Raw genomic sequence first — 13911 nt, forward strand, 5'->3', positions numbered from 1 at the left:
TGGTGAATACGTTGTTTAAACAAACGCTGACAGCAAGTCTTTTGTCTACCATGATTGTGGGTACAGCATTTGCTGCACCTTCAGAAGCACCACCTGATTTTATCAAGCGTGTTGCTGATGGTTTGATTAGTCGTTTAAAAACTGATCATGCAAAATTACAAAGTAATCCAGCATTAGTGAAGACTATCGTGCGTCAGAATTTAGACCCGTATGTTGATTCACAAGCATTTACTCGTATTGTAATGGGTACTTATGCGACAAATCAGTATAGTACAGCGGCACAACGTGCTCAGTTTGAAACAAACTTCCGTAATACATTAATTGAAAATTACGGTACTGCATTTGCTAAATATACAAATCAAAGCTATACCATGCGTCCTTACAAGGCAACTGCGGGTAAAAACCCGGTAGTGACATTAGATTTTAGTCACAACGGTGACAAAATTCCTGTATCTTTCCAGTTAGCTGATAAAGGTACTCAATGGAAAATCCGTAATATCAATGTTTCTGGTATTGATCTAGGATTACAGTTCCGTAATCAGTTTGCTGCAACAGTGAAACGCAATGGCGGCGATTTGAATAAAGCAATTGCAACATTCCAGCCGGATGCAGATGCTGCTGTTAATCAGAACAAACAAAAATAGTAGGTGACGAGTGGTTCAGTATCTCAACCAACAATTGGTTGTTTCGGGAAAAATTGATTTTGAAAATGCGGAACAACAGTATCAAGCAGGTTTAGCTATCATTAAGAAGCAGCAAAGCTTTCCACTTGTGGTAGATTTAACAGAGCTTGAGCATGGTAGTACCTTGGCATTGGCTGTTTTAGTCCAATGGTTGCGAGAGACTCCACAAAAAACTGGTTTGCATTTTAAAAATGTACCCGAAAAAATGCTGAAAATTATTCAAGCCTGTCATTTGCAGGAAGATCTACATTTGATCTGATATTCAAGACATAAAAAAGCACCTCTATGTAGGTGCTTTTTTATATTGTGGATTCGTATTTTATTACAAAGCTTAGATCCATTTTTTCCAGCGGAAATAAATGATAGGACCAATAAAGAAGCCAGCAATAATTAATAAAACTGCTATGAAGCTACTTTTGCCATGGGCAAAGGGTAATACTTCCGTATTCATCCCATAGATGCTGGCAATAAGCATCGGAGGGGCTAACATACTTGGTAAGATAGAGAATCGACGGATCGTGTCATTCTGTTCGGTATTAATGAATCCAGAGGTCGTATCAAGCAAGAATCGTACTTTTTGGAATAAGAAGGCATCATGTTCTACGAGTGAGCGAACATCTTCACTCAGTTCTCGAATATCTGCATCGTAAATATGACTACCTAAAGCGCGAGGGCGTGACAAAAATGTCAGTACGCGTCGTAAATCAATTAAACAGAGCTGAGCTTTTCCTAGCATATCTTCTTGTTGAGCTAGGCGTGTAATCATGTCATCAAGATCTAGAATTTTTTCACGTTGGTGATTATTTAGAACCTCTGTGGAGTATTTTTCTAAATCTTTGTGGATATCTTCCAAGATATCCGCAAGCTCATCGAGCTTTGCTTCAAGAAGACCTAATAGAATCCATGTTGGATCTTTATAGTCCATGTCATAGTCATTTCGACGAGCGCGTGCACGGAAGGCACGAAAGGCAACTAATTTTTCTCCTCGCATCGTGAAGAGACGGTCTTTATGTAAAATAAATGCGACCGTTTGCACCATAGCTAAAATATGCGATGAATCTTCTGCATCACCATCCACTTGATAGTTTTTATTTTTCGTTAAAAAATAAGTACTGATATGCAAAATACCATCATCATCGCGGTAAAATCGTGCTGAGGATGAAATATCTTCAAGCGACTTTATTGTAGGTAAATTTTGGTCATAGGCATCTAGTACCCATTGTTGCTCTTCTTGCGAGGGTGCAATAAGATCAAGCCAGACTAATTCGGGATGTAGATCAAATCCACCATTGATGGTGGCATCTTCCAGACTTCCGCGTTCTGTGGCATAAAAGGCTTCAAGCATGTGTCTTTTTTCCTCACGCAGTCTGATGGAAATGGATGGGTGTATTTTAGACAAGGATTTGCCGAAAAACACTTGCTAATACGCTATTTTGCAAAAAAAAACTCTATCGATAGTTTAGTTTGTCAGCATGACAATTCAATAAAATGGTTTTTTACACTATGAATTCAATTTGTATTTTCTGTGGTTCATCTCTTGGTTCAAACCCAATTTTTCAACAAGTTGCCCAAGCTACAGGCGAGGCTATTGCAAAACAAGGTAAAACCTTAGTTTATGGCGGTGGTCGCTCAGGCTTAATGGGTGTTGTCGCTGATAGTGCCTTACAGGCAGGTGGACAAGTCATTGGAGTGATCCCTCGTGCTTTAGTCGATCGTGAGTTAGCTCATCCGGGCTTAACCAAATTATATGTGGTCGAAAATATGCATGAGCGTAAAACCAAAATGGCGGAACTTTCCGATGGTTTCATTGCTTTACCTGGCGGTGCGGGCACATTGGAAGAAATCTTTGAACAATGGACGTGGGCGCAATTAGGTATACATCAAAAGCCATGTGCTTTCTTAAATATAGCTGGCTTTTATGAAGATTTACTTAAAATGATTCAAGGGACGGTAGATAATGGATTTAGCCAAGCACGGTTCGTTGATAAATTGATCGCATCAGACAAAATTGAAGATATTCTTCAACAATTTGAGCAATATCAGGCTCCTGCTCCAAAATGGATAAATGCAGATGTTCAACCATAAACGAGGTTAAATAAGTGAAAACAATTACGGTCGCTGCTGCAGTGATCTTGAACGAGCAAAATCAGTTGTTGCTCGTAAGAAAGCGTAATACCCATGCTTTTATGCAAGTGGGCGGTAAGCTGGAACCCAATGAGGCACCAGAGGTCACCATGCAGCGAGAAATTTTAGAAGAGGTTGGGAGCTCTTGTGTAATTGAGCAATTTCTTGGTCGTTTCGAAACAGCAGCAGCGAATGAACCAGATCATATTCTGGTCAGTCATTTATATCTTGTTCAGCTCGATCAGGCTCCTAAAATTGCAGCCGAAATTGCAGAAATGAAATGGGTAGATTTAAATGATTCAGAAACGCACCTCGCACCATTAACCCGTGAAATCGTTATTCCTTGGTGTGAGGAGCATTTATCTACAGTTTAATCATTTTAACTGGTTAAAGTTGCCGCTAAGCAAGCGGCATAAATGGATGTACATCCGAGTTGCTTTAATACCTGACTCAGGGCGTAAATTGAGCTTCCGGTGGTAACGACATCATCAATAATAAGAACACGGCGATAACGTCGTTTTTCTTGAGTAAGTGCAATGAATTGCTGTTCAATGTTTTCAAAGCGTTCTAGTCGAGAAAGCCCTTTTTGCGAATGTTCAGCAAGGCGTTGCACCGGCTGCCAAACAGGTATTTTTAATTGTTTGCTCAAGATATTTGCAAGTAACAACGACTGATTAAAACCACGTTCGATTAAACGTTGATTTGAAATAGGCATAGGTACAATAGCCTGCACCTTAGGAAATTTGAGTTGTAGTAAAATTTCCCCTAACAAGATTTGATAATGTAATTTTTGTTCATATTTAAACTGCTGAATGATTCGATTAACTGGATATGCATAATCACACGCTACAAGAACTGATTGATTATTACGTTGAATGGTTTGTTTAAGCCAACCTAACTGTTCCCAACAGTCTTTACAGAGCGAATATTTTTCTCGCACACCAGTCTCACACAATAAGCAAGATGAGAGTGAGTGAATAAAATGCTGCGGATTTAAGAAACTAAACATACGCGTAGCGAGGTGCTTCCGGGAGCCACCGCTTTAACAGTGCATCTGCTTGTTCTGGATAATCTTTTAACACTTGTTGAGCTACATAATGAGCTTGGCTAAGTAAATGGTCATCCCGCTCTAAACGAGCCACTCTAAAACCCATATCTCCCGTTTGTTTGGTACCCAGTAACTCACCAGGTCCGCGTAACTCAAGATCTTTTTCTGCAATCACAAAGCCATCATTACTTTCTCTTAAAATGGAAAGTCTCTCTTGCCCATTTTGTGAAAGAGGCGTTTTGTATAAAAGTACACAAAAGCTGGCTTGAGCTCCTCGACCTACGCGACCACGTAATTGATGTAACTGAGAAAGGCCTAAGCGTTCAGCATTTTCAATCACCATAATAGAGGAGTTAGGAACATCGACCCCAACTTCAATGACCGTGGTTGCGATGAGAAGTTGCAATTCATTATTCTTAAACGCTTGCATGACTGCTTGCTTTTCATCAGCTTTCATTTTGCCATGTACTAAGCCAATATTAAGCTCAGGAAAGCGTTCTTTCATTTCTTGATAAGTGGCTTCTGCTGCTTGAGCATCTAAAGTTTCAGACTGTTCAACCAGAGTACAAACCCAATATGCCTGTTTCCCATCTCTGCAATTCGAAGCAATTCGTTGAAGTACTTCCTCTCGACGATCAAGAGGAATGGTAACGGTTTGAATTGGGGTACGACCTGGTGGTAATTCATCAATAATTGAAGTGTCTAAATCACCATAGGCACTCATTGCCAGTGTTCTTGGAATAGGGGTAGCTGTCATGACGAGTTGGTGTGGGGTGAACTGCTCAGCACCTTTATTACGTAGGGCTAAGCGCTGATCTACGCCAAAACGATGCTGTTCATCAATAATCACCAGACCTAATTTGGCGAAACCAACATTATCTTGAAATAAAGCATGTGTACCGACAATGAGTTCAGCATGACCTTCTTTAATTTGCTGCTCTGCTTGTGCGCGGGCTTTACCTTTTTGTTTCCCAGAGAGCCATGCGACAGTAACACCTAATGGTTCAAACCAACGCTTAAAATTCAAATAATGTTGTTCAGCAAGAATTTCGGTAGGGGCCATCAATGCCACTTGCCAGTCTGCTTCTAAAGCGTGGCATGCAGCCACGGCAGCCACCAAAGTCTTTCCAGCGCCTACATCGCCTTGTACTAATCGCAGCATGGGTTGGTGCTGTTTTAAATCATTCAAAATTTCTTTAGATACACGTTTTTGTGCATTGGTCATTTGAAAAGGCAAAGCTTCTAATAACTTTTTAGCTAATATTTTACTGCTCAAAAAAGCTGGAGATGCAATTTGACGAATATAAGCACGGCGATTAAGTAAACTAATTTGGTGTGCAACCAGTTCTTCAAAAATAAGTCGTTGCTGTGCAGGGTGTGAACCTTGTGCCAATTGAACCATATTGGCATCTACTGGAGGCTCATGAATGTAATACAAAGCCTCTTTAAGCGCATAGCCATTCGTATATTGCTTTGGTAATAGCTCTGGTAGGGCATCACTATGATGCTTCAAAGCCTGTTTAACATATTCGCGTAATTTGGGTTGAGTCAGCCCATCTGTGCTGGGGTAGATTGCTGTAAGCTGAGTTTTTGGTAAAGGCGTATGTTCATTAATGAGCTGAATTTCAGGATGATACATCTCAAGGCCACGCGCACCTACACGAACTTCACCAAAAATACGTAAGCGATGGCCGGGTTTTATTTTGTCAGTGAGGTTTTTATAAATATGATAAAAGCGTAAGGTGACTTTACCGAATTCATCTTGAACCAAGGCTGCCATAGATTTTCTTTTTCCCGGAGGGAAATCAATGGATCTGACTTCACCTTCGAGTAAATAGCTACGCCCAACCACGAGTTGATTCATTGCAATAATTGTACTGCGGTCTTCATAATCACGTGGCAGATGAAACAGTAAATCATCTGTGGTAAAAATATTTAGTTTTTCGAGCAGGGCTGCTGAAGCCGATCCAACGCCTTGTAACTGATGGACTGAAGTCATGTCCCCTCAACGAGTTTTCTATGCATATATTATTTATCGGTTATGGTAAAACATCTCAGCGTGTTGCTAAACAACTATTTGAGAAAGAACATCAAATTACCACAATCAGCCGTAGTGTAAAAACGGATAGTTACGCAACACATCTTGTTCAAGATATCTTTAAACTCGATTTAAGTAAAATTGAACCTGTAGATGTCGTATATATTTTACTTTCTCCAAACGATAGTACGATTGAGGGTTATCAGCATACTTATGTAGATAGTATTGAACCGATTAGAAAAGCATTAAACATACATCCAGTAAAAAAAATAATCGTAGTCTCTTCTACGCGGGTATATGGTGAAAATGCAGGAGAGATCATTGATGATTTTAGTGACATTCAGCCAAGTGATGCACAAGGGCGTATATTGCGTAATATGGAGTTACTTTGGCAGAAACACTATCCAACTCAATGTGTAATTATTCGCCCAACTGGCATTTATGGAACGTCGGTAGCTCGTTTGAAGAAAATGGCTGAAAATAGTCAAAGTTATCCAAATATTCATTATAGTAATCGAATACACATTGAGGATTTAGCAAACTTTCTAGGCTTTATGGTTGACCATGAAACTGATCAAGTGAGCTATATTGTGACTAATAATCAACCATTACCCTTGCATGAAATTATTTTGTGGTTTCAAAAACAATTGGGATTACCAGAGTTAACTTTAGAATCGAATCAAACTTCAGGTAAAAGAATTTATGCTAAACATTTGCTTCAAACAGGTTTTCAATTAGAGCATCCAATTTGCTTTAATGACTATTTATTATGTTTAAATGTTCATGGTACAAAACAAAATTTTGATTAAACTTTAAATAAGAATAGAAATACCTGATGAGGCAGCCAAATTGCCGATAAAGATAAAAAGGTTGAAAGTGAAAAGAATTTGCTTAGCTCTTATTTTGAGCATCACAGCCGTTACGAGTTGGGCTGAGGATCAGGTGTGGTGTGCATATGATCCTATCGGGTCTCAAGGAGATATCACACGCCGTTTAAATGACATTCGGCTATATGCTCAGAAATATCAAGTTAAATTTAAAGTGGTGACCTATCAAAAAGAAGAACAGGCAATACAAGCTTTTGATGAGGGTAAATGTTCAGGTTTAGCTGCATCCAATTTTAACACTTATCGTTATAACCAGTTTATGGGGAATACTGCAGGTATCGGGCTCATTCCCAATAATCGTACCGCTAAAAGCTTATTGCAGCTTTTAAATCATCCAACAATCGAGAAAAGGTTAATTTCTAAGGACTATGAAGCGGTAGGGATGATTCCAATTGGTACTGCCTATATGGTCTTAAAAAATAAGAAAATCTCTAGAGTTGCTCAATTAAGAAATCAGCGTATTGGGGTGTTACCCAATAATCCACCACAACAGGCATTGGTGCGAAGTGTAGGAGCGCAGCCAGTGTATGTCGATTTATCTAATGCGATTGTGCAGTTTAAGCAAGACAAAATCGATATTGTTCCGGCTCCCATATATGGATTATTGCCATATAACCTACAAAAAGAATTTGGACCAGATGTCCAAGTAATCAATTTTCCTTTGGCGTATTTCGGCGTTAATTTAATTATTAAACCACAAGCTTATCCTGCTAATTTTGGTCGAAAAATACGAGGATGGTTTGTTCAAAACAGCCAATTACTGACTAATCGTGCGACCCAATGGGAAAATCATTTACCTGCCTATTATTGGGTTGACGTTTCTTTTTATGAAAAGCAGAGCTATGACGTTATGGTTGCAAAAATACGTAATCAGTACGTTCTTTCAGGTTATTACGATGCTTATTTTGTTCAACTTATGAAGCGACTGCGTTGTATGGATGATCCACGTTATTTTGAATGCCCAATTCGCTAATAAAATAAAAGGCAACCGAAGTTGCCTTTTATTTTGAGTAAAAATCTTAAGATTTTTTACGCTTTAAACGTCGTTTTGCTTGTTGAGATGCCATAGCTTCAAGTGCATCTTTTAACTCTTCGTCGCTAAAGGTTGTGATGTGTTGCAACATTTGTAAAGTTACTTCATCAAGCACCAACTGTGCGCCAGCAGCCATTTGACGGAAATTATCATCAAACTCGATTTGGCCTTGTTCGTTGGTGCGAATGTAATTCTGCTGCGTAAGTACTTTTAAGAAGCTTTGGAATAAAGCTTTGTCGAAGAACTCTGGCGAATTAAATTCATATAGAACTGATAAACGTTGTCCGAGTAAATGACTTAATTCTTCAACCTGTTTAGCAGAAATATTACCTGAACCACGTTGAGTAATGAGCGCAAGCGTCATGTAGTAACGCTCAAGGCTTTGCTTAACAGGGGTAGCTAAAACAACAAGCTGATTATGCTCTTCAGTATTTGGTGCAGAGCTAATTAAGTTATCTTCATCGTCTTGTTGAATAAGGTTGGATTGAACCAATGCATTTGCATATTGCTCAATTTGCTCCTTAAGTTCGCTACTCTTCCATTTAAGGAATAACTCTGCCTTCAAGAATGGATATAGCGTATAGATCACATTAGTTAAATCTGAACGGCTGATTTTTCCATTGTGTTCAACAAGTGATGCAACCAATGAAGGTAAAACAAAGGCGTGCAAAATGTTATTACGGAAATAGGTCAGAAGAACAGCTTGGTTATCTTCAATCGCAATAATATCGCCGAGTGCATGCTGAACTCGTTTAATGAGTTTAAGCTTTAAACCATAAGCAATAATTTCTTTACCCGAAAGAGGCGTTACTTCCATACGTTGGTCATATGGGAAGTTCGATGCCAGATTACGGTAAGCTTCAAGCTGCTTAATACAGATTTCTTCATCAAGCGTATGCTTTGGAGTTGCAAGCAAAATAATAGAAAGTAAAGAGACAGGGTTAATCACCACAGCTCGGTTAATATTTTCTAAAATTGCATGCGCAGAGCTATTTACTGCATCTGAAACTGCTTGAGGAATTGGGTCGTCATTTTTCTCGATAAAAACATTTTCTGCATTATGTTGTTTAAGCAGATCATCAAGGAAAACAGGTTCACCAAAGTTCACATGGACTTTACCGAAAATACGTTCAATTTTTCGTAAGGTTTTCACAATACCAAAAATTGATTCGGCTTCTTTCGGTTTACCTTGCATTTCGCCGACGTAGGTCGAGCCTTCCATAAGGCGTTCATAACCAATGTAGGTTGGTACAAATACAATTGGCTTTGTACGGCCACGTAAATGACTATGAACCGTCATGGCAAGCATGCCAGTCTTAGGCGGTAATAGGCGTCCTGTACGCGAACGTCCACCTTCAATAAAGTACTCAAGTGGTGTATTGCGAGAAAGAATACTATATAAATATTCTTTAAATACCGTTGTATAAAGGCCATTACCACGGAAAGAACGGCGAATAAAGAAGGCACCACCACCGCGTAAAAGCTGACCAACGAAAGGCAAGTTCAGATTATCACCTGCAGCAATATATGGAACCATAAGGCCACGTCTATAAATCACATAAGATAATAATAAATAGTCGATGTGACTGCGGTGACAAGGTGTGTAAACCACTTCATAATCTTTTGCCAGTTCACGAACAGTGCTGAAGTTATGCACATCTACGCCGTCATAAAGCTGGGTCCATAAGCGCGTTAAAGCAAGATCGGCAAAGCGGACTGCTGAGTGCGAATAATCCGATACGATTTCATTTACATAACCGATCGCACGACGTTCAGCTTCGAGCATACTGACTTTTCCGCGAATACTTTCACGGCGGATTGCTTCTTGCACATCACGAGATTTCACAACCGACTGCATGACATTTCGGCGATCAGATAAATCGGGGCCTAAGACCACTTCACGCTGACGATCTAGGTAATCATTTAACGTACTTACAATATAAGTGGCTGGCGAAAGATTTGGATAATGCTGTTGAGCATATTCAACTAGTTCGCGTAACGATTGCGGCTCATGAAACTCTAAATAAGATTGACGACCATGTAAGCCAATGTTGACCAATTGCTTAACGGTGCTTGGCGTAGCCCATGTATCTGAAAATAAGAGCTTAAACCAAGAGTCTTCTTTATCTGGTGAGCGGCCCCATAAAACGGTAACTGGAACAAGTTCTATATCAAGTTCAGGATTTTCTTTTAAGACTTCAATAAGTTTTATTAAACGTGGTGGGAAAGCATGAGGAGGCGGGTTTAGTAGATTATTTTCATCATTATGTTGTAAAAATAAAACTGATGCTTTTTCCTGATGAGATCCAACAACTAATGGGTCCAGCGCGGGTTTTAAGTTTAAACGACGCGTTTCTCCATCAACCACCAAAGCATTGCTTCGAGAGTGGTTTTGTAAGACATAGCACACCACTTTCTGGCGCTCAATCTTTGCTTCTGTTTCTGTCGTATCTGATACTGGTTCAGTAGGAACTTCCCCAAGAACATGTGGTGTTACCACGAGGTCAAGTAGCTTACTCGAAAGCCGACGATACATTTGACCAAACCCACTCTTGGACATAAGAACTCCTACTTCTTATTAAAGATAAATCCCGGCACCAAATGCAGAGGGTGATTATTTTGAGGCATTTATTAAAAAAAACAATATGCTACTTTCTTATAAATTATAATGCTTTTGGCATATTTTATCGTTAAAAATCGTATTTTTAGCTGTTATATGGGCAATGTCGGGCTAAAGTTGACTGATTGTTCCATGTTCAAATAGTTTTTTATGGCACAATAGATTCTACACAGCTGTCCTTTAATACGATTTTTTACCTGAAATATGAAGGTATCTCTCATGAATGCGTTAACCCAAGAACTAGTCGAGCTTCTCACTTTAGAAAAGCTAGAAGAAAATATTTATCGTGGCATGAGCCGCAATCTTGTTGGTAAACGTGTCTTTGGTGGGCAGGTTTTGGGTCAGGCTTTACGTGCAGCATCTTATACAACTGATCGCCCAGCGCATTCTTTACATGCATACTTTTTGTATGGGGGTGATATCAATGCTCCAATTATTTATGAAGTTGATCGCTTACGTGATGGGAAGAGCTTTGTAAGCCGTCAAGTTCGAGCAATTCAGCATGGGCGGGTTATATTCTCTGCGATGGTTTCTTTTGCTAATCCAGAAGAAGGATTGAACTATCAAGATCAAGAACCAGAGTATCCTGCACCAGAGACTCTCAAGTCGGAAAATGAGTTAAAAGAAGGCATTTTAAATTTTGTACCTGAAAATGTTCGTGCTAGTTTCATGCGTGAGCGCCATGTTGAAATTCGCCCAATTGATCCGGTAAACCCGTTTCAGCCACAACCAGAAGCTCCTCATAATGCGCACTACATTCGTACCCATGATCGTATTCCAAAACAATTAGATGATATTGCCTTGCATCAAGCGATTGTTGCATTTTATTCAGACTTTACTTTAATGACGACAGCTTTAAGACCGCATGGCTTAAGTTATATTTCCCCAAGTTTACAATGTGCAAGTATTGATCATGCAATTTATTTCCATCGTCCACTGCGTGCAGATGAATGGATGCTTTACGACATGGAAGCAACTGTAAGTGCTGCTTCTCGTGGCTTAAACTTTGGCCGTATGTGGCAAAATGGCCAGCTTGTATGTAGTACGGTACAAGAGGGTTTAATTCGTCTGCGGGAAATTGAAACCCAATAGACTTCTTGGAAAAGCCATCTCATTAGATGGCTTTTTTATTTTTAAGAAATCGATGTGACAAAAAATTGCTCGTATGAAAAGCGACCTCATGTCATATTGTAAACAGATATGCTAACTGAAAAAAAATAATGCTGATATGAACTTAAATACACAAATTCTCATTGCCGCCATTTTAGGTTTAGCCTTTGGTTTCCTACTCACAATGTATCCGGACACAGCTTTTGTAAAACATAGTTTATATGGGCTTGGAATATTAAGTAGTATTTTTATCGGGCTCCTTAAAATGCTTTTGGTGCCTTTAATTTTTAGTTCGATTGTTGTGGGTGTATCAAATCTGCAAGCAGGCGGACAGTTAGGACCAGTCTGGAAAATAACATTTTTATGCTGTTTAACTACAACGACTTTAGCCTTAATTTTAGGCATTAGTTGTGCTCATTTATTTGAAGTTGGACGTGGTATAGATATTTCTATTTTTCAGACTTCCATGCAAAATTATCAAGCACCAGATAGTTTAAATCCTGCCAGTTTTTTCACGAATTTTATTCAAAATACGTTAATCAACCCATTTAAAGCATTTAGTGATGGTAACGTTTTGGCTGTTGTCGTCTTTGCTTTATTCGTTGGTGTCGCTTTGGTGCAGGGTGGGGAGCGTTTCAAAAGTATTCGCTTATTGAGCCACCAGTTCTTTGAAATGATGATGCTACTGGTTGGCTGGGTCATGAAATTGGCGCCTTTGGGTATTTTTGCTTTATTAGCAAAGTTAATGGCAACGGAAGATATTTCAGTATTAAGTCGTTTGGCTGAGTTTGCGGTCGTTGTAACGGGCACAACCATTTTCCATGGTGCTGTTGTTCTACCACTATTGCTTTGGATTTTTGGGCGTATGAGTCCGTGGACCTTTTTTAAAGGCACCCGTACAGCCCTGATTACAGCATTTGCAACGAGTTCTAGTTCTGCCACTATGCCGCTTAGTATGAAGTGTGCGCAAGAAAACTTAGGTGTGCGTCCTCAAACAGCGGGATTTGTGATTCCTTTAGGAACACAGTTAAACATGGATGGTACCGCTTTATATGAGGCAGCAGCTGCATTGTTTGTAGCAAATTTAGTGGGGTTGGATTTAAATCTCACACAGCAAATTATCGTGTGTTTAACTGCCATGATTGCATCATTGGGTGCACCCGGAATTCCAAGTGCCGGCATGGTCACCATGATTATGGTTCTACAATCGGTTGGTTTGCCGGCCGAGGCTATTGCAATTTTACTCCCTATAGACCGTTTGCTCGACACAGTAAGAACGGTGGTGAATGTACAGGGTGATATGATGATTAGTGTGGTTGTAGACCGATACACTAAAGATAAGGATATAAGCGTCTAATATTTATAAATCAAAAAAAGCAGGATTTGAAATCCTGCTTTTTTATTTTAAGCTGCTTGAAGCTCTGCTCTTTTTGCTGCTGGAGATTGAGATAAATAACCTACAGCATCTTCAGTACTGCCTTCTTTGACTGGATCATACCAAGGCATGAGATAATCAATCTGCTGAGCAATTAGCCAAAGTGGATTTGGTAATACCTGATTATCCTTACGACTAATTTTGAACCACTCTACAGCAACCCAAACTGGAAAAAATCTAGATTTAGCAGCATCAGCAAAACGAGGGTCTTGCTTCATAATATGTGCTGCGCCGTCTACCCATAATCCAAGTACAAGCGTAATAACAGCAATACTTAAATAGTAACGAGGAATATAACCCCCACCGAGATGACGATATAAATCAAAGGCCACGGTACGATGTTCAATTTCTTCCGAACCATGCCATTTAACTAAATCTACCATTTCTGGGTCTGCACCTAATTCTTCCCAACGTTCGTTGTAAAGCGCATATTTACCTAAAACACAAGTCATGTGTTCGACTGTAGCAATAATGCCTAAACGGAATAGATCCCATTGTTCCTGTAAAAATTGTGGAACTTCTTTATCAAATGGTTTATCTGCTAAGGCTTTATTAAATAAATAATTCATGATGTCCAGATTTCTTTGGATATCAATATTACGCACACTTAAATACTCTTTATTGGCAGAAGTATGTGCGTTGGCGTGCATAGCTTCCTGACGGATAAAAGCTTGGACATCTTGTCTAAGCTTTTCATCGGTAATATTTGGTAAAACCTTGTTGTATAAACGGCAAAACCAAAACTCTCCCGCTGGCAAAATATTATTAATTTCATTAATAAAATAGCTTGCGAAAGGTTGATTCGGAATCCAGTCTACAGGGGTATTTTTCCAGTCAAATTTTACTTTACGTGGAAGAATTTTATAGTCAATAGAAGAACCTAAAGCCTTGTTCTTCAAAAAAGATAACAATTTCATCATTTAGTCCTGATTT

At 39.3% G+C, this 13911-nt stretch carries 13 protein-coding genes; 8 read left to right on the top strand and 5 right to left on the bottom strand.

The window, feature by feature from the left end; genetic code table 11:
* Positions 1-2: 2 nt before the first annotated feature.
* Positions 3-644 carry a phospholipid-binding protein MlaC gene (locus I5515_RS15320; RefSeq protein WP_199968333.1) on the top strand — a complete coding sequence of 214 codons (642 nt, stop codon included), beginning with the start codon at positions 3-5 and terminating at the stop codon, positions 642-644.
* A 10-nt stretch (positions 645-654) separates the two neighbouring features.
* Entirely contained in the window at positions 655-942 is a 288-nt protein-coding gene (locus I5515_RS15325; RefSeq protein ID WP_199968334.1) for a lipid asymmetry maintenance protein MlaB, read from the top strand.
* Between the two features lie 72 nt (positions 943-1014).
* On the opposite strand, the gene I5515_RS15330 is transcribed toward I5515_RS15325, so the two are convergent.
* Entirely contained in the window at positions 1015-2028 is a 1014-nt protein-coding gene (locus tag I5515_RS15330; protein ID WP_199968335.1) for a magnesium and cobalt transport protein CorA, read from the bottom strand.
* 158 nt (positions 2029-2186) lie between these two features.
* Between I5515_RS15330 and I5515_RS15335 the strand changes: the two genes are divergently transcribed.
* Complete coding sequence (locus I5515_RS15335; protein ID WP_199968336.1) at positions 2187-2768, top strand: TIGR00730 family Rossman fold protein; 582 nt, start codon at positions 2187-2189, stop codon at positions 2766-2768.
* Positions 2769-2782: 14 nt separating this feature from the next.
* Entirely contained in the window at positions 2783-3181 is a 399-nt protein-coding gene (locus I5515_RS15340) for an NUDIX hydrolase (protein ID WP_199968337.1), read from the top strand.
* A 5-nt stretch (positions 3182-3186) separates the two neighbouring features.
* Here I5515_RS15340 and I5515_RS15345 read toward each other — a convergent pair whose 3' ends face one another.
* Positions 3187-3816 carry a ComF family protein gene (locus I5515_RS15345; protein WP_199968338.1) on the bottom strand — a complete coding sequence of 210 codons (630 nt, stop codon included), beginning with the start codon at positions 3814-3816 and terminating at the stop codon, positions 3187-3189.
* Complete coding sequence (gene recG, locus I5515_RS15350) at positions 3809-5854, bottom strand: ATP-dependent DNA helicase RecG (RefSeq protein ID WP_199968340.1); 2046 nt, start codon at positions 5852-5854, stop codon at positions 3809-3811. Before recG ends, I5515_RS15345 begins: the two co-directional genes overlap by 8 nt.
* Positions 5855-5874: 20 nt before the next feature.
* Between recG and I5515_RS15355 the strand changes: the two genes are divergently transcribed.
* Both I5515_RS15355 and I5515_RS15360 read left to right on the top strand, forming a co-directional pair.
* Positions 5875-6702, top strand: a complete 828-nt coding sequence (locus tag I5515_RS15355; RefSeq protein ID WP_199968342.1) for an SDR family NAD(P)-dependent oxidoreductase — start codon at positions 5875-5877, stop codon at positions 6700-6702.
* 67 nt (positions 6703-6769) lie between these two features.
* Positions 6770-7753 carry a putative solute-binding protein gene (locus I5515_RS15360; RefSeq protein WP_199968345.1) on the top strand — a complete coding sequence of 328 codons (984 nt, stop codon included), beginning with the start codon at positions 6770-6772 and terminating at the stop codon, positions 7751-7753.
* A 46-nt stretch (positions 7754-7799) separates the two neighbouring features.
* Here the strand turns inward: I5515_RS15360 and plsB are convergent, their stop codons facing one another.
* Positions 7800-10373: a glycerol-3-phosphate 1-O-acyltransferase PlsB gene (gene plsB / locus I5515_RS15365; protein ID WP_199968349.1), complete on the bottom strand. Its 2574-nt coding sequence runs from the start codon at positions 10371-10373 to the stop codon at positions 7800-7802.
* A 279-nt stretch (positions 10374-10652) separates the two neighbouring features.
* On the opposite strand from plsB, the gene I5515_RS15370 reads away from it, so the two are divergent.
* Together I5515_RS15370 and I5515_RS15375 are read left to right on the top strand one after the other, a co-directional pair.
* Positions 10653-11525 carry an acyl-CoA thioesterase gene (locus I5515_RS15370; protein WP_199968350.1) on the top strand — a complete coding sequence of 291 codons (873 nt, stop codon included), beginning with the start codon at positions 10653-10655 and terminating at the stop codon, positions 11523-11525.
* A gap of 136 nt (positions 11526-11661) precedes the next feature.
* Positions 11662-12900, top strand: a complete 1239-nt coding sequence (locus I5515_RS15375; RefSeq protein WP_199968352.1) for a dicarboxylate/amino acid:cation symporter — start codon at positions 11662-11664, stop codon at positions 12898-12900.
* Between the two features lie 47 nt (positions 12901-12947).
* On the opposite strand, the gene I5515_RS15380 is transcribed toward I5515_RS15375, so the two are convergent.
* Positions 12948-13898, bottom strand: coding sequence for a metal-dependent hydrolase (locus I5515_RS15380; protein ID WP_199968354.1), 951 nt, complete (start codon positions 13896-13898; stop codon positions 12948-12950).
* Positions 13899-13911: the final 13 nt, after the last annotated feature.

The sequence above is a fragment of the Acinetobacter calcoaceticus genome, from assembly GCF_016508255.1.
In the GTDB taxonomy this organism is placed as follows: domain Bacteria; phylum Pseudomonadota; class Gammaproteobacteria; order Pseudomonadales; family Moraxellaceae; genus Acinetobacter; species Acinetobacter calcoaceticus_E.